We start from the raw sequence: 13,993 nt of genomic DNA, 5'->3' as shown, positions 1-13,993 counted from the left end.
GCTGGTTTCAAATAAAAAAAGCCCTCGTCCCATGCATAATTTTGCAAGGGACGAAAGCTTATTCATAACTTCCGCGGTTCCACCCTAGTTGATGTAAATATATTACACCCTCTCGATATTCGGATAACGGCCGATTCCGTTTTTCCCTACTATGTTAGACATTTCGAGAAAAAGCCTCTCAAGTGTTATTCACAATAAACATACTGTAGGAAAAATTGCAGCCGATGTTTTTCCCTCTCTGTGTCAGCCCTAGTTATTGCTACTTGCTTGGTCACTGGCGATTAGTTTTTGAATTTATATTTTATCATAATGATGTATACAGGACTTGTCAACTATTTTCAAAAAAACTATAGATTTTCATGCCAAAATGCTTTTACAATATGAATAATGTGAAACATTAATTTGTGTAATCAATTACACCTCGGCTAACTCTTGTCCAGTTTTTTTGAGCTAGCGAGGGAGACCCCTTCAAAATCTGCGACATCCTTTAGGGCTATTATCTTGAATCAAGATAATCACTCCCCGTAGCCATTATATTTTGAAAGGAGCTATAAGATGAAAAAAGCTATTAGTATATGGACTATTTGTACCATTCTTATTTTAACAATGGTACTGCCCTCTACAACACCTAGTGTGAAAGCTGCCAAAGATGATTACATAGTAAATGCTGAAATTTTATATTTACGTGAAGGCCCTGGTCTATCCTACCCAATTTTAGACACATTAAAAGAGGGTCAACTGCTTTCTTCCGTCCAACAGCAAGGTGATTGGATGCATGTAACAGTTGATAATAATGAAGGCTGGGTAGCAAAGTGGCTTATAAAACAAACAGCAGCGAGTGAGCAGCAAAATACTGAACAACAAATTGTTATTTCGCAAGTGGACAAGCTCAATGTACGTGCAGAGCCCTCTTTATCCGCTACAGTACTAGCACAGCTTCATGTAGGTGCAGAGGCGCAGCTATTGCAACAACAGCAGGATTGGGCTGAAATTCAATATGGTAATGTCGTTGGCTGGGTATCAACATTGTATATTACTGTGAATGAAAAACCTCAAGCCTCTGTAACTGAGGAACAGCAACAAGAAAATAGTACCGAAGAAAAACAATCGCCTACTGAAACATTAGAAAATGACCCAAATACATTTACAGTTGTTGTTGATACAGTAAATGTCCGCAAAAAAGCGAGTACAACATCCAAAATATTAGGTGTTGCAACGAAAGGTCAGCAATACAAAGTATTAAGTAGAAAAAATAATTGGGTTGAAATCCAATACACGAAAAAGAAATCGGGCTGGATTTATAGCTTTTACGGCACATTTACAGTACAACAAGAAGCGCCATCAGATCCGTTAGAGCCTATTTCAGAAAATGTCACAATTATTTATAACGGTACAAATTTGCGTGAGCAAGCCTCCACATCATCAGCCGTTGTCCACCGAGCGGATGCAGGACAACAATTTACAATTATCGCTAAGGAAGGCGAATGGTATAAAGTTAAAGCGGATGGCAAGGAAGCCTATGTTGCAAATTGGGTAGTTTCTGCTTCTCAAAACGAGCAAGATGTAGCAGCTACTCAAAAAAATCGTAAGGATGGTACACTGCAAGGATTAACAATTATCATTGACCCAGGGCATGGAGGTAACGATCCAGGTACGATAGGTGTTCGCGGTACATATGAAAAGGGCTTAACATTGCAAACCGCTGAACTGTTGAAATCAAAATTGCGTGCAGCTGGGGCCAATGTGGAATTAACGCGTGAGGCAGACGTCTATGTTGATTTGCGAAAACGTATTGCGGTGGGTCACCAAGCAAATGCAGATGCCTTTATTAGTTTACATTACGATGCAAACAAGGACAGCTCAGTTACAGGCTTTACAACATATTACTACAGTGATACGAATCTACTGCTTGCTGAAGCTGTTCAAAATGGGCTAGAGGGAACCGTCAATTTACGGAGTCGTGGCGCCCAATTTGGTAATTTCTTAGTACTAAGAGAAAATCACCAAAACGCTATTTTAATTGAGCTAGGCTATTTAAGCAATGCCGCAGAAGAAGCTGCAATCACAACAGATTATTATCGTGAGCAAGCAACACTAGGGATTTATCAAGGTTTATTAAATTACTTTAGTAAATAGAATAGCTAGGACATAAATAACTTCAATTAGTGAGAAATCCGAATTTAAATTCGGATTTCTCTATTTTTTCTGTTGTCTTCTGAGAGCTTTTAGCTAATGACTTTGAATTCACAGACTTAGAATTCTTGTTCACTATAAATGAAATACTTTCACTTACTCCAAAAGAAAAGCATTTTCTCATTGTGGAAATCAAAAAATCCTTTTACTAATTCTAAAATTAATTTTTATTTCTTTTAAAAAATTCTTTTGCTTCTTCTATCTGCTTATTTGGTAAAGTTCGTAGTAATTCTTGTTCTAACCAAGCTATTGTTTTATTCCGTAAATAATTCCGCATCTGTTCTTCGGCTTCAAGCATGACAATATTAATAGTACAGTTAGATTGACCTGAACAAGATTTACAATCTTGTTTTGTATTTTGATAAGCGAAGTTCGCTTTAATATTCTTACACTGAAATATCGGCTCTTCACCCTCAACAGCTCGCACAACATCCCAAAATGTAATATCTTCTGGTTTCTTATTGAGTCGATACCCCCCTTTTACTCCAGATACTGAACTCACAATTCCTTCCTTGGACATCTTCCCTAAAACTTTTGAAAGATAAGTCTCTGATAATCCTTGAAATTCGGATAAATCTTTTATTCCAATACTTTCATTTGGTGGTACATCAATTAAATAAACAAGACTGTGTAGGGCGTATTCAACCATAACACTATATTTCATTACTTCACCTTCTTAAAACAATATATTTATTCTGATAGTAACACATTTTAGAAATACATAAATGAATCAGTTTGACAAAAATTAATTTAAAGAGTATATTGTAGACAAAGTTAATCGACGATTAATACAATCTACAATTAACAACATTTTTATTTTAATGGAGGATTTTTTATGAATAAATTACTTGTTATAAATGCACACCCTGAGGTAGTATCAAAGATTTCTATGAGCCTTCAAGTTTTTGACCATTTTCTAAGGACATATAAAGAACATATAAATGACGAAGAAGTTATTGAACAGATTAATCTATATGAAGACGTTGTTCCGATGATAGATAAAGTGGTTTTGAGCGGTTGGGAAAAGTCAAGAAATGGAGAACCTTTGACACACGAAGAAAATGAAGTTTTGGAACGCATGAATAAAATACTAGCGCAATTTAAAAGTGCAAATAAATATCTTATCGTCATGCCTTTGCATAATTTTAATATCCCATCAAAGTTAAAGGATTATATGGATAACATTCTGATAGCACGAGAGACATTCAAATATACAGAAAACGGTTCTGTCGGATTGTTAAACGACGGAAGAAGTATGGTAGTTATACAGGCAAGTGGTTCATTGTATACAAATGGTGATTGGTATACTGAAGTAGAATATTCTCACAAATACCTTAAATCAATGTTTAATTTTATTGGAATAGAGGATTTTAAAATTCTTCGTGTCCAAGGAACAGCATTATTGAATACAGAAGATGTTTTAAAAAATGCACTTAATACTTCGGATCAATTATCAATTGAATTAGCAAAAAAATAATGGAGGTAAAATCCATGACGCAACGTATAAATTATTATGAAATTGCACCAGATGCTATGAAGATAATGATGGAAATGGAAAAATACACGAAGAAAAGTGGTATTGATAGAAAGCTTCGTGAACTCATTAAAATTAGAGCTTCTCAAATTAATGGGTGTGCATATTGCATAAACATGCACACAGCCGATGCTAAAAAAATGGGAGAGACAGAACAACGTATATATTGTATCAGTGCTTGGAGAGAATGCCATTTTTATTCTGAAGATGAAAAAGTCGCATTAGAGTTAGCTGAACATATTACACTTATATCAGAGAAACGCGTACCTGACGATTTATATAAACGTGTACGTGAACATTTTGACGAAAGAGAATATGTTAATTTGGTTATTTTAATCAATCAAATAAATAGTTGGAATCGAATTTCTATTGCAATGGGGAATGTTGCAGAATAATCATAGAGGATGGGACAAAAACAACTCCTGAAAAAATCAAAAAATCGGAATAGCTTGATGCCATTTCGATTTTTTGTGTGCTGGAACCATTTCTGTCCCTAACTTTTTTATTTCGATTCCACAATAATTGTCACAGGTCCATCATTAATTAAAGCAACATCCATCATTGCTCCAAAAATACCTGTTTCTACTTGCAGGCCGTACGCGCATAGCTCTTCATTAAATGCTTGCCATAAGCCCTCTGCATACTCAGGGCGCGCCGCTTCGATAAAGCTTGGTCGGCGTCCTTTTTTGACATCAGCATACAATGTAAACTGCGAGACAGATAAAATTGCTCCGCCCTCCTCTAAAATAGAGCGGTTCATCTTACCTTGCTCATCTTCATATATGCGCAATTCTGCGATTTTTTTCGCGACATATTGAACATCCTCTAACGAATCACTATGTGTGATACCGACTAATAAAACATAGCCTTTGTCTATTGCTCCCGTTACGTTGCCATCTACTGTTACGGAAGCATTTTTCGCTCGTTGGAGCACTACTTTCATACGATTACCTCTTTTACTACTTTAGTTAATAACACGCTGTACAGAATAAACATCAGGTAATTGCTTAATTTTTTCAACTACCTTGTTTAACTCTGCAGTATTCGAAATGGAGATAGTCAAATGCAATGTGGCCATTTTTTCTCTATCTACCCGTCCTGCAACAGCTAAAATATTCGTTTTTGCTTCACTCACAACTTGCATAACATCATTTAAAATCCCATGACGGTCATAAGCAGAAATTTCAATATCAACAGGGTATTGTTTTCGCTCTGTTGCTACTCCAGCTTCCCATTCAACAGCGATTAATCGCTCTTTATCATCATCTTGAATATTCGGACAATCTGCTCTATGAACAGAAACACCGCGACCTTTTGTGATAAAGCCAACAATGTCATCACCTGGTACAGGTGTGCAGCAGCGCGACAATCGAATAAGTAAATTATCGATACCTTTTACGACAACGCCAGATTCAGTTGTACGCTTCGGCTTTGGATTTTGCATTTCCTTAACAATTTTTTCAAGCGCTTCCTCTTGCTCACGCTCTTTGCGCATCTTTTCAGCTAAACGATTGACGATTTGCTGTGCTGTTATACCGCCAACACCTACAGCCGCATATAAATCCTCTTCATGTGTGTAGTTGAATTTTTCAATAACACGTTTAATGTTTTCATTTGTTAAAACATCTTTTATTTCAAATTCTTGTGCCTTAATTTCTTTTTCAACTAGCTCTTTACCTTTGATAACGCTATCTTCACGTAAATTTTTCTTGAAGTATTGTTTAATTTTATTTTTCGCCTGCGAGCTTTGTGCAATTTTAATCCAATCACGACTAGGTCCAAATGATTGCTTCGATGTCAGCACTTCAATAATATCCCCTGTTTTCAGAGGTGTATCTAACGGTACCATCTTACCATTTACTTTAGCACCAATTGTTTTATTGCCAACCTCTGAATGTACACGATACGCAAAATCAATCGGTACAGAGCCTGCTGGCAATTCAATAACATCGCCCTTTGGTGTAAAGACATATACCATATCTGAAAATAAATCAAATTTTAGAGATTCCATAAATTCTTCAGCGTTTGATGATTCATTTTGGAATTCTAAAATTTCACGGAACCAGCTTAATTTTTGATCGATGCTTTCTTTACTGCGTTCAACTGTTTTCCCTTCTTTATATGCCCAATGCGCAGCTATCCCGTACTCCGCAATTTTGTGCATTTCCTTCGTGCGAATTTGCACTTCGAGGGGGTCACCATAAGGGCCAATAACTGTTGTATGCAATGATTGATATAAATTTTGCTTTGGCATTGCGATATAGTCTTTAAAGCGACCTGGCATCGGCTTCCATAATGTGTGAACAATACCAAGCACCGCATAGCAATCTTTAATGCTATCCACTAAAATACGAACAGCTAACAAATCGTAAATCTCATTAAATTGCTTTTTTTGCATAGCCATTTTGCGATAAATGCTATAAATATGCTTTGGTCGTCCGTAAATATCTGCTTCAATTTCAATATCATCAAGCTGTGATTTAATTTCATCCATTACATTATCCAAATAAGCTTCACGTTCATCGCGCTTCTTCTTCATTAGGCTGACGATACGATAATATTGCTGTGGGTTTAAATAGCGTAAAGCAGTATCTTCCAGCTCCCACTTTACTGTTGATATCCCTAGTCGATGGGCAAGAGGGGCAAAAATTTCAAGCGTTTCATTTGAAATACGTCGTTGTTTTTCTGAAGGTAAATGCTTTAACGTACGCATATTATGTAAACGGTCTGCAAGCTTGATTAAAATTACGCGAATATCCTGTGCCATTGCAACAAACATTTTACGATGATTTTCAGCCTGTTGCTCTTCCTTCGACATATATTTAATTTTCCCTAGCTTTGTCACACCATCTACAAGCATTGCTACTTCTTCATTAAATTCGCGCACTAAATCCTCACGTGTCGTTGGTGTATCTTCAACAACATCATGTAAAAAGCCTGCCGCTACTGTTGCTGGATCCATCTGTAGCTCGGCTAATATTCCTGCTACTTGTACAGGGTGAATAATGTATGGTTCACCTGAGCTACGAAACTGCTCTTTATGTGCTTCCTTCGCAACCTCGTATGCCTTTTTCACAAAGTCAACGTGTTCATTATTCATATACGATTTAACGAGCTCGAAAACATCTTCGGGCGCTAAAATTTGTTCTTTCGCCATTGCATATCCACCTTGTCCATATATTTTCACGATTCATGTATAAACTCCATTTTATAAAAAATAGATGTATGTTGTAAAGGTGCGTTATTCGTGAAATTTTTTATAACAGCAATATCAGCAATTAAAAACAAGGCTACTTAGAAATTTTCCTTTCTAAGCAGCCTCTATTTTTTACGGTTCTTCATACCCAAGTACAATCCCCCTCACCGCATCTACTGAAATTAAGCCAAAACGACGACTATCATACCCACGCCACCAAGCATCTACTAAAACGAAAATAGTGCCTTCCTCTATTGTAATAGCTGGCATTGCTAAATTATAATAATCTTTAGTTTGTTGCTCTTGCTCTTTTGTTTGCTTTTTTTCATGTTCCCTAGCATACCATTGTTCTTTATTCATGCCAAACTGAATTGCTTCACCATAAAATGTAGCAAGTCGTTGGTCATCTATATACACTTTGCCCTTTTTAATTTCCACCGTTTCTCCTGGTAAACCAATCACCCTGCCTAGCGTAGGCGATCTCAAGTTAGGATTTTCTTTTAAAAATTGTGACGGAACTTCATAATATACAATCATACCTCGTTGCAAATCTGACATATTTGAAGAAACAACAAGCTTGCCATGCACACTAGTAAACAAATCATGATCCCCTCTATCCATCGTATCTAAAGCCCACTCTACTAAAAAAGTATCCGCCGTTTGCGCCACAGTTGTAAGCTTTTCAGGCGTTATCGTATCTACAAGCACTGCTTCTTTGCGTAAGGCAACAAACATAACAATGACACCAACAAGCACAATCAACCCAACAATGATATAGCCTTTTTTCATCTAGCATCCCTCTTTCTATGGATTGAGAAATTTAATTTACAATAAATATACCATATAGAACCTTTTAAGAAACTATTTACATTAAATGTGATAATAAGAGAAAGATAACTAGCGACATAAGACAAAGCATGAAAAAACTATTTTTTATTGTTCCGTTGTTACTATATTGGCAGCTGTGGTATTTAATTTAAACACAAAATCAAGGTTTGTAAGTACAAATAAATCCAATGTATGGTTCTTCATTTAGCCTAATACAATTAACAGAAGAAAATAAATTACAAACAATTATCGTAGTTTTATCAATTCATTGTTACAAGTTGGGAACCTATCAACTAGATGGCTTGCTTTATTTCTTTAGATAATAATATAAAGAATAGGCGATAAATACAGGTTAAAATCTGTATTTACCGCCTCTCTTTTAATATTGAATTAATGTTTTGATTGGATAATTTCCTATTTTTTCACGTCCGTTTAATTCAGATAACTCAATTAAAAATGCGCAGCCTACAACGATTCCGCCAAGCTGCTCAATTAGACGGATTGTTGCTTCTACTGTACCACCAGTTGCCAATAAATCATCACAGATCAGTACTTTTTGACCTGGTTTAATCGCATCACGGTGCATTGTTAGTGTATCTTTTCCATATTCTAAACCATAATCAACACTTACTACTTCGCGTGGTAGCTTACCTGGTTTACGAACTGGTGCAAAGCCAATTTCTAGCGCATAAGCTACTGGACAACCAATAATAAAGCCGCGCGCCTCTGGTCCTACAATAATTTCTGCTTCTAGCTCTTTCGCATATGTAACAATTTGATCTGTTGCATATTTGTAGGCTTGACCATTATCCATAATTGTTGTAATATCTTTAAAACTAATTCCTTCTTTCGGCCAGTTTTCTACCGTTGTTACGTACTGCTTTAAATCCATTTATTACTCCTCCTTAGGAATCCACTTACATCATTTGACCATCTAACCATTGCTTAAGCTCACTATAAGTAGCGTATAGTAACTTTTGCTCTAGCTGCATTTGTTCTGAACGTGCTTTGTATGACGGAGCCGTTTCTAATGCTTGCTTTGGCGCATTTTCCACAACTGTTGTCAGACCACCCTCTATTGTAACAAATCCTAGCTCAAAAAACACCTTTGTCATAAAATTTATTACATCGACATTTAATCCGATATGTTGCGCTAAAGGTTCGATATGCTGCTGCAAAGAAAAGCCTGGTCTCTTCTTTAAAAAGCTATAGTACCAGCTAAAATGCTGACGTGTTGGCATCCCACTAAAATAATGTGATGTAGCTGTATAAAAATGTGCATAAATACGTTGTGGCTGCATAGCTTGCAACACTTTGGCAAAATGCTCTTCACTAGGAGGTAAATCAAGCACCGCTACATAGGGCTTGTTCTCCCTTTCTACTTGCTCTGCTAGCGTTACCGATATTTGCAATTGCCGTTCAAAATGTGACACAAGCTGTTCATTGAATACGACAAAGACAGTATCTTCTTGTGGAATCGTAGTAAACCAATTGGTCGTTTGCTTTTTGCCTCGTAAATCAAATAATTGCCATTCATTCGACTGCACATCCTGTACCATAAATTGCGGCTTTTTACGGTTTTGCCATTCATTAATTTGCAAATCACCTACAAAGGATAGCTCAACACCGTACGATATTTCATTAAATAAATAGCCTTTATTAAAGCCGACTGCATCAATTGTACAGTAGCCATCATCCAATTCTAATTTCAAGTGTGCTTCATTTGCGCCAATTTTGCGCATAGTGCTCACCTTCACTTGCTCCAATGCAAAAACAGGCTTCGGAAAATCTACACCAAACGGTCCAAGTTGTTGGATTTCTTCAATTGCATCAACTGTAATTTCGCTTAGTTCAACTGGAATGTCTATCATTAACTGAGGGATTAATTGTTCAGCCGTTAAACACTCTTGCGCCTGTTTATTTAGACGTTCTTGTAATTGCTCTACCTGCTCTATTGCTAATGTCATCCCAGCCGCCATCGGATGACCGCCAAAATGCGGCAAAATATCTCTATTTTTGGCTAGTTCATTGAATAGATGGAAGCCTTCAATACTGCGTGCCGAGCCTTTTGCAATACCTTTTGCCGCATCAAGCGACAAGACGATTGTAGGACGGTAATATTTTTCTACTAACCTAGATGCTACAATGCCAACAACCCCTGGATTCCAGCCTTCCTGTGCAACGACTAAAACATGTGCATTTTTCAGCTTGTCATTTGACTCAATCATCGCAACAGCCTCTTCTGTAATCGTTGACACAATATTTTTACGCTCAGCGTTTTTCGCATTGAGTAGCTCAGCTAATTCCTTTGCGGTCGCACTATCTTCACTCATTATAAAATGGACACCAGGCATAGCATCTCCTAAACGCCCAATCGCGTTCAAACGCGGTCCAAAATAAAAGCCGATTGTTTCTTCATTAATTTCTGACTGTGTGGCGCTCGCTACTTTACAAAAAGCTTGCACCCATGGGCATTGTGATTGGCGTAAATACTTTATACCTTGTTGAACAATATAGCGATTTTCATCTTTTAAAGACACTAAGTCAGCAATCGTCCCAATCGCCGCTAATTCATATAAGTGCGTCGGCACCTCACCATATAATGCATGTGCTACTTTAAATGCTACCCCAACGCCTGCAAGCTCCCCAAAAGGATAATGCCCCTCTGGTATGCGTGGATGAATAATAATATCTGCTGGCGGTAAGGTTTCTCCTGCCTCATGGTGATCTGTGACGATGACATCCATGCCAAGTTCCTTCGCCACACGGATTGGCTCAATGCCGCTAATACCGTTATCTACTGTAATGATTAATTGAACGCCCTGCGCGTGTGCTTCGCGAAATAATTGCTCATTTGGACCATAGCCATGCTCGAAACGGTTAGGTATAACAAAATCAACATCTGCGCCTAAGTCTAATAGAGCATGAAGCATTACAGCTGTACTAGTAATACCGTCGCAATCGTAATCTCCATATACTAATATTTTCTCTCCTGCCTCAAGCGCATGCTCAATGCGCTCAACTACCTTGTCCATATTATGTAATAAAAATGGATCATGTAATGCCTGTTCATCCATTGACAATATTTTCTGTGCTTGCTCAACAGTTTGACAGCCACGTGCAACTAAAATTTTCGCAGCGATTGGTGATAGCTTTAATTGCTGCTGCAGATGTTGAACAGCCTGCTCGTTTGGGCGCTGAATAATCCATTTTTTATTTAATACATTCATTTTATACACTTCCTTTAACCTTTCCATTATAACAGCATGAAAGAATAAAGAGCCATTCAAGAAGCAAATACTTTTCGAATGGCTCTCGCTATTATAATTCTTCAGCTTGTACCGTTTCTCGCTCATTTTTTGATAATTTTTCTTGTTGTACGGCCAATTGTTTTATTTTCTCATCTAAATCTTTCTCTAAACGCTCCATTTGACGATCTCGTTGCTCTAAATCTTTTGTTAAATGCTTAATCTGGCGCGTTTTGCTAAACAAATTAAAGAAAACAAACGACGCAGAGATAACCGCACCAATCAAAGCCGAGCCTAAAATGACCAAAATCAGTGGCCAATGCGCCTCACCAAACATATAATTGACTGGCACTGGGTCAACATTGACTACAGCAAATACTGCAATAATAATAGCAAAAACTAAACCGATTAATAATGTCCATTGTGTTTTCATCAATAAACGCCTCCCCTTTTTCCTAAACATATCTGTATTTTACCGTGTATTTGATTACTAGTAAATAAAAGAAGCTATCAAGAAAGGCAGATAAAAAGGTCTGCTTTCTTGATAGCTTTTCTGGATTAAACTACCGGCTCGTCTGAACCCCATTGTTTTTTCTCTTTTTTCACAACACTGCCGCCAGTTTTGTTCATCTCACGTACTTTTAATGAATACCAAATTTGGGCAGCGATACAAATTGATGAGTACATACCTGTTACAAGACCAATTAATAACGCAATAGAGAAGTTTTGAATCGATGGTGCACCTAAGAAAATAAGTGCGACAACGACGATAATAACCGTTAATACTGTATTTACAGAGCGTCCCATTGTTTGACGCAATGATTTATTGACGATATTTGCCAGCTCTTCTTTCGTTGCAATTTTACCTGCATGATCCACATTTTCACGAATACGGTCAAATGTCACAATCGTATCGTTAATCGAGTAACCGACAATCGTTAAGACGGCTGCAATAAATGTAATTTCTACCTCTAATCGCAGTAAACTGAAAATCGCCACGATAAAAAATACATCGTGTAGTAAAGAAATGATTGTCCCAATACCCATGCGCCATTCAAAGCGAATCGCTACATAAATAATAATACCAATCGTTGATATGATTAACGCTTTAATCGCATTTTTCACAAGCTCTTCTCCGACTGTTGATGACACAGCACTTACGCTTGGTTCATGCCCGAAGTCCTCCTTCACTTGTGCTTTTAAGTCTAAAATTTCCTTCTGTGAAAATTCCGTTTTATAACGTGAAACGGCTATATTTTGCTCTTCGCCTGAAATGATGACATCCTCAGCAGTAAAGCCAATTTTCTCAAAGTACTGCGTCATTTCTTCTTGCGTCACGGCACGGTCTGCTAAAACTTCCACACGTGTACCCGCAGAGAAATCAATGCCTAGATTTAAGCGGAAAATACCAATAATCACGACACCTACAACTAAAATAATCATCGAGAATGCATAAAATTTACGGCGATGTCCAACGAAATCTAAACGGTCGAACTTCGTTGTTAAATCAAGTGCTTTTAAGCCTTCTTCTAATTTATGTTGCTTCGATTTCGGAATCCCATACCAAGCAGCATTGTCAAAATAGCCACTGTTGACAAGCAAGCCTAAAAGCATGCGAGAGCCCCAAACAGCTGTTACGAAGCTTAGTAAAATTGTAATAATTAACGTTGTTGCGAACCCTTTTACAGAGCTTGTACCGAAATAGAACAATACAATGGCAACAAGCAATGTTGTTAATTGTGCATCGACAATCGCTGATAAGGATTGCTTTGACCCAAGCTTAAATGCTTCTTTTGGTGTATGACCAACGCGCAATTCCTCTCGAATACGCTCGGCTGTCAAAATGTTGGCATCCACTGCCATCCCAATCCCAAGCACAACCGCGGCAATCCCTGGCAATGTTAAAACAGCGTTGATACCATTGAAAACTATAAGTACAAGATACGTAAATACCATTAATGTAATAATGGAAACAAATCCTGGTAAACGGTAGTACAATAGCATGAATGCGAAAATAACTAGTACCCCAATTACCCCTGCAAATACGGTGCTATTTAATGCTTTTTCACCGAATTGTGCACCAACAGAAGTTGAATAAATTTCCGTTAATTTAACAGGTAATGAACCAGAGTTTAAAATGGATGCTAGGTTTTTTGTTTCCTCTGGCGTGAAATTACCTTGAATCATCACGTTTGTTGTGTTTAATACTTGGCTTACAGAGGCAGCGGAGGCAAATTTCGGATCTTCCTTCACCGCTTCTGCTGCGTATGAGTCTACACCTTCTTCAAAGTCCAGCCAAACAACAAGTAAATTTTTACCTGGTCCTTTTTCTAACACCTTTTGTGTTGCTTCAGCAAATTTCGCTGCGTCTTTCAATGTTAACGTTACAATCGGCTGATTCGTGTCACTAAATGTACCAACTGCACCGTTCTCTTTTAAATCCATTCCGTCTAACAAGACATTGTCATCCACGTCACGGAATGTTAAATTTGCTGTAGTTGATAATAACTCACGTGCAGACGATTGATCGTCTAAGCCCGCTAGCTGTACACGAATACGGTCTTCTCCTTCAATTGAGATGGAAGGCTCACTCACCCCAAATGCGTTGACGCGTCGGTTTAACGCCGCATTTGTGTCTGTTAACACTTCAGGTGTTACCTTTGACCCATCCAATGTTTCAACTTTGTATAATACTTCAAAACCACCTTGTAAATCCAAGCCGAGTCTTACTTTTTCTAAAACTCCTTGAACCGTCGTACCCATACCTGTAAAGAGCAATAAAACAATCAGTGTAAAGGTAATAATACGGTTAACTAATTTCATTGTAAATCCTCCTCAACTTTGTGCACGAATTTGTGCATGAGAAAAAGCGCCAATGCGCCATGTTCTCCGTTCACTTATGTAGCGGCCGCAAATGCAGCCAACAAAATCCATTCTAAAAAACGAATACACACAATATGCTTATTATGAAACACGATTGGCTAGCTGTCAAAT

At 37.6% G+C, this 13,993-nt stretch carries 11 protein-coding genes and 1 other annotated feature; of the genes, 3 read left to right on the top strand and 8 right to left on the bottom strand.

From position 1 onward, the window contains the following. Positions 1–43: 43 nt before the first annotated feature. Positions 44–284: a binding site (T-box leader), on the bottom strand. A gap of 271 nt (positions 285–555) precedes the next feature. Beyond that, complete coding sequence (locus TY13_RS10150) at positions 556–2,136, top strand: SH3 domain-containing protein (protein WP_042475116.1); 1,581 nt, start codon at positions 556–558, stop codon at positions 2,134–2,136. 217 nt (positions 2,137–2,353) lie between these two features. Here TY13_RS10150 and TY13_RS10145 read toward each other — a convergent pair whose 3' ends face one another. Then, entirely contained in the window at positions 2,354–2,857 is a 504-nt protein-coding gene (locus tag TY13_RS10145) for an Rrf2 family transcriptional regulator (protein ID WP_042475114.1), read from the bottom strand. 171 nt (positions 2,858–3,028) lie between these two features. Between TY13_RS10145 and TY13_RS10140 the strand changes: the two genes are divergently transcribed. Continuing rightward, entirely contained in the window at positions 3,029–3,670 is a 642-nt protein-coding gene (locus tag TY13_RS10140; RefSeq protein ID WP_042475113.1) for an FMN-dependent NADH-azoreductase, read from the top strand. A gap of 14 nt (positions 3,671–3,684) precedes the next feature. Then, positions 3,685–4,122 carry a carboxymuconolactone decarboxylase family protein gene (locus tag TY13_RS10135; RefSeq protein ID WP_042475111.1) on the top strand — a complete coding sequence of 146 codons (438 nt, stop codon included), beginning with the start codon at positions 3,685–3,687 and terminating at the stop codon, positions 4,120–4,122. Positions 4,123–4,229: 107 nt separating this feature from the next. Here TY13_RS10135 and dtd read toward each other — a convergent pair whose 3' ends face one another. The 7 genes from dtd to secDF form a co-directional block, all read right to left on the bottom strand. After that, positions 4,230–4,670: a D-aminoacyl-tRNA deacylase gene (gene dtd, locus TY13_RS10130; protein ID WP_042475109.1), complete on the bottom strand. Its 441-nt coding sequence runs from the start codon at positions 4,668–4,670 to the stop codon at positions 4,230–4,232. Between the two features lie 21 nt (positions 4,671–4,691). Beyond that, positions 4,692–6,884: a RelA/SpoT family protein gene (locus tag TY13_RS10125; RefSeq protein ID WP_042475106.1), complete on the bottom strand. Its 2,193-nt coding sequence runs from the start codon at positions 6,882–6,884 to the stop codon at positions 4,692–4,694. A 171-nt stretch (positions 6,885–7,055) separates the two neighbouring features. Beyond that, a complete protein-coding gene (gene lepB / locus TY13_RS19820) occupies positions 7,056–7,712 on the bottom strand; it encodes a signal peptidase I (RefSeq protein ID WP_052344297.1) in 657 nt (218 codons plus the stop codon). 418 nt (positions 7,713–8,130) lie between these two features. Beyond that, the gene (locus tag TY13_RS10115; protein ID WP_042475104.1) at positions 8,131–8,643 is read right to left on the bottom strand and encodes an adenine phosphoribosyltransferase; all 513 of its coding nucleotides are present in this window, start codon (positions 8,641–8,643) and stop codon (positions 8,131–8,133) included. A gap of 25 nt (positions 8,644–8,668) precedes the next feature. Continuing rightward, on the bottom strand, positions 8,669–10,981 hold the full coding sequence (gene recJ / locus TY13_RS10110) for a single-stranded-DNA-specific exonuclease RecJ (protein WP_042475102.1): 2,313 nt from the start codon (positions 10,979–10,981) through the stop codon (positions 8,669–8,671). A gap of 91 nt (positions 10,982–11,072) precedes the next feature. Continuing rightward, the gene (locus TY13_RS10105; protein ID WP_042475099.1) at positions 11,073–11,432 is read right to left on the bottom strand and encodes a LapA family protein; all 360 of its coding nucleotides are present in this window, start codon (positions 11,430–11,432) and stop codon (positions 11,073–11,075) included. Positions 11,433–11,557: 125 nt separating this feature from the next. Beyond that, positions 11,558–13,822: a protein translocase subunit SecDF gene (gene secDF, locus TY13_RS10100; RefSeq protein WP_042475096.1), complete on the bottom strand. Its 2,265-nt coding sequence runs from the start codon at positions 13,820–13,822 to the stop codon at positions 11,558–11,560. Positions 13,823–13,993: the final 171 nt, after the last annotated feature.

Source organism: Bacillus ndiopicus, assembly GCF_000612805.1.
Lineage (GTDB): Bacteria > Bacillota > Bacilli > Bacillales_A > Planococcaceae > Metasolibacillus > Metasolibacillus ndiopicus.
Note: the sequence above shows the minus strand (reverse complement) of the source record. Positions and strands in the feature narration are given on the sequence as shown.

Bases quoted from the DNA above. Each gene is read 5' to 3' on its own strand.
- TY13_RS10105 (WP_042475099.1), bottom strand. From the start codon at position 11,432: ATGAAAACACAATGGACATTATTAATCGGTTTAGTTTTTGCTATTATT.
- secDF (WP_042475096.1), bottom strand. From the start codon at position 13,822: ATGAAATTAGTTAACCGTATTATTACCTTTACACTGATTGTTTTATTG.
- dtd (WP_042475109.1), bottom strand. From the start codon at position 4,670: ATGAAAGTAGTGCTCCAACGAGCGAAAAATGCTTCCGTAACAGTAGAT.
- TY13_RS10150 (WP_042475116.1), top strand. From the start codon at position 556: ATGAAAAAAGCTATTAGTATATGGACTATTTGTACCATTCTTATTTTA.
- TY13_RS10125 (WP_042475106.1), bottom strand. From the start codon at position 6,884: ATGGCGAAAGAACAAATTTTAGCGCCCGAAGATGTTTTCGAGCTCGTT.
- TY13_RS10135 (WP_042475111.1), top strand. From the start codon at position 3,685: ATGACGCAACGTATAAATTATTATGAAATTGCACCAGATGCTATGAAG.
- TY13_RS10115 (WP_042475104.1), bottom strand. From the start codon at position 8,643: ATGGATTTAAAGCAGTACGTAACAACGGTAGAAAACTGGCCGAAAGAA.
- lepB (WP_052344297.1), bottom strand. From the start codon at position 7,712: ATGAAAAAAGGCTATATCATTGTTGGGTTGATTGTGCTTGTTGGTGTC.
- TY13_RS10145 (WP_042475114.1), bottom strand. From the start codon at position 2,857: ATGAAATATAGTGTTATGGTTGAATACGCCCTACACAGTCTTGTTTAT.
- TY13_RS10140 (WP_042475113.1), top strand. From the start codon at position 3,029: ATGAATAAATTACTTGTTATAAATGCACACCCTGAGGTAGTATCAAAG.
- recJ (WP_042475102.1), bottom strand. From the start codon at position 10,981: ATGAATGTATTAAATAAAAAATGGATTATTCAGCGCCCAAACGAGCAG.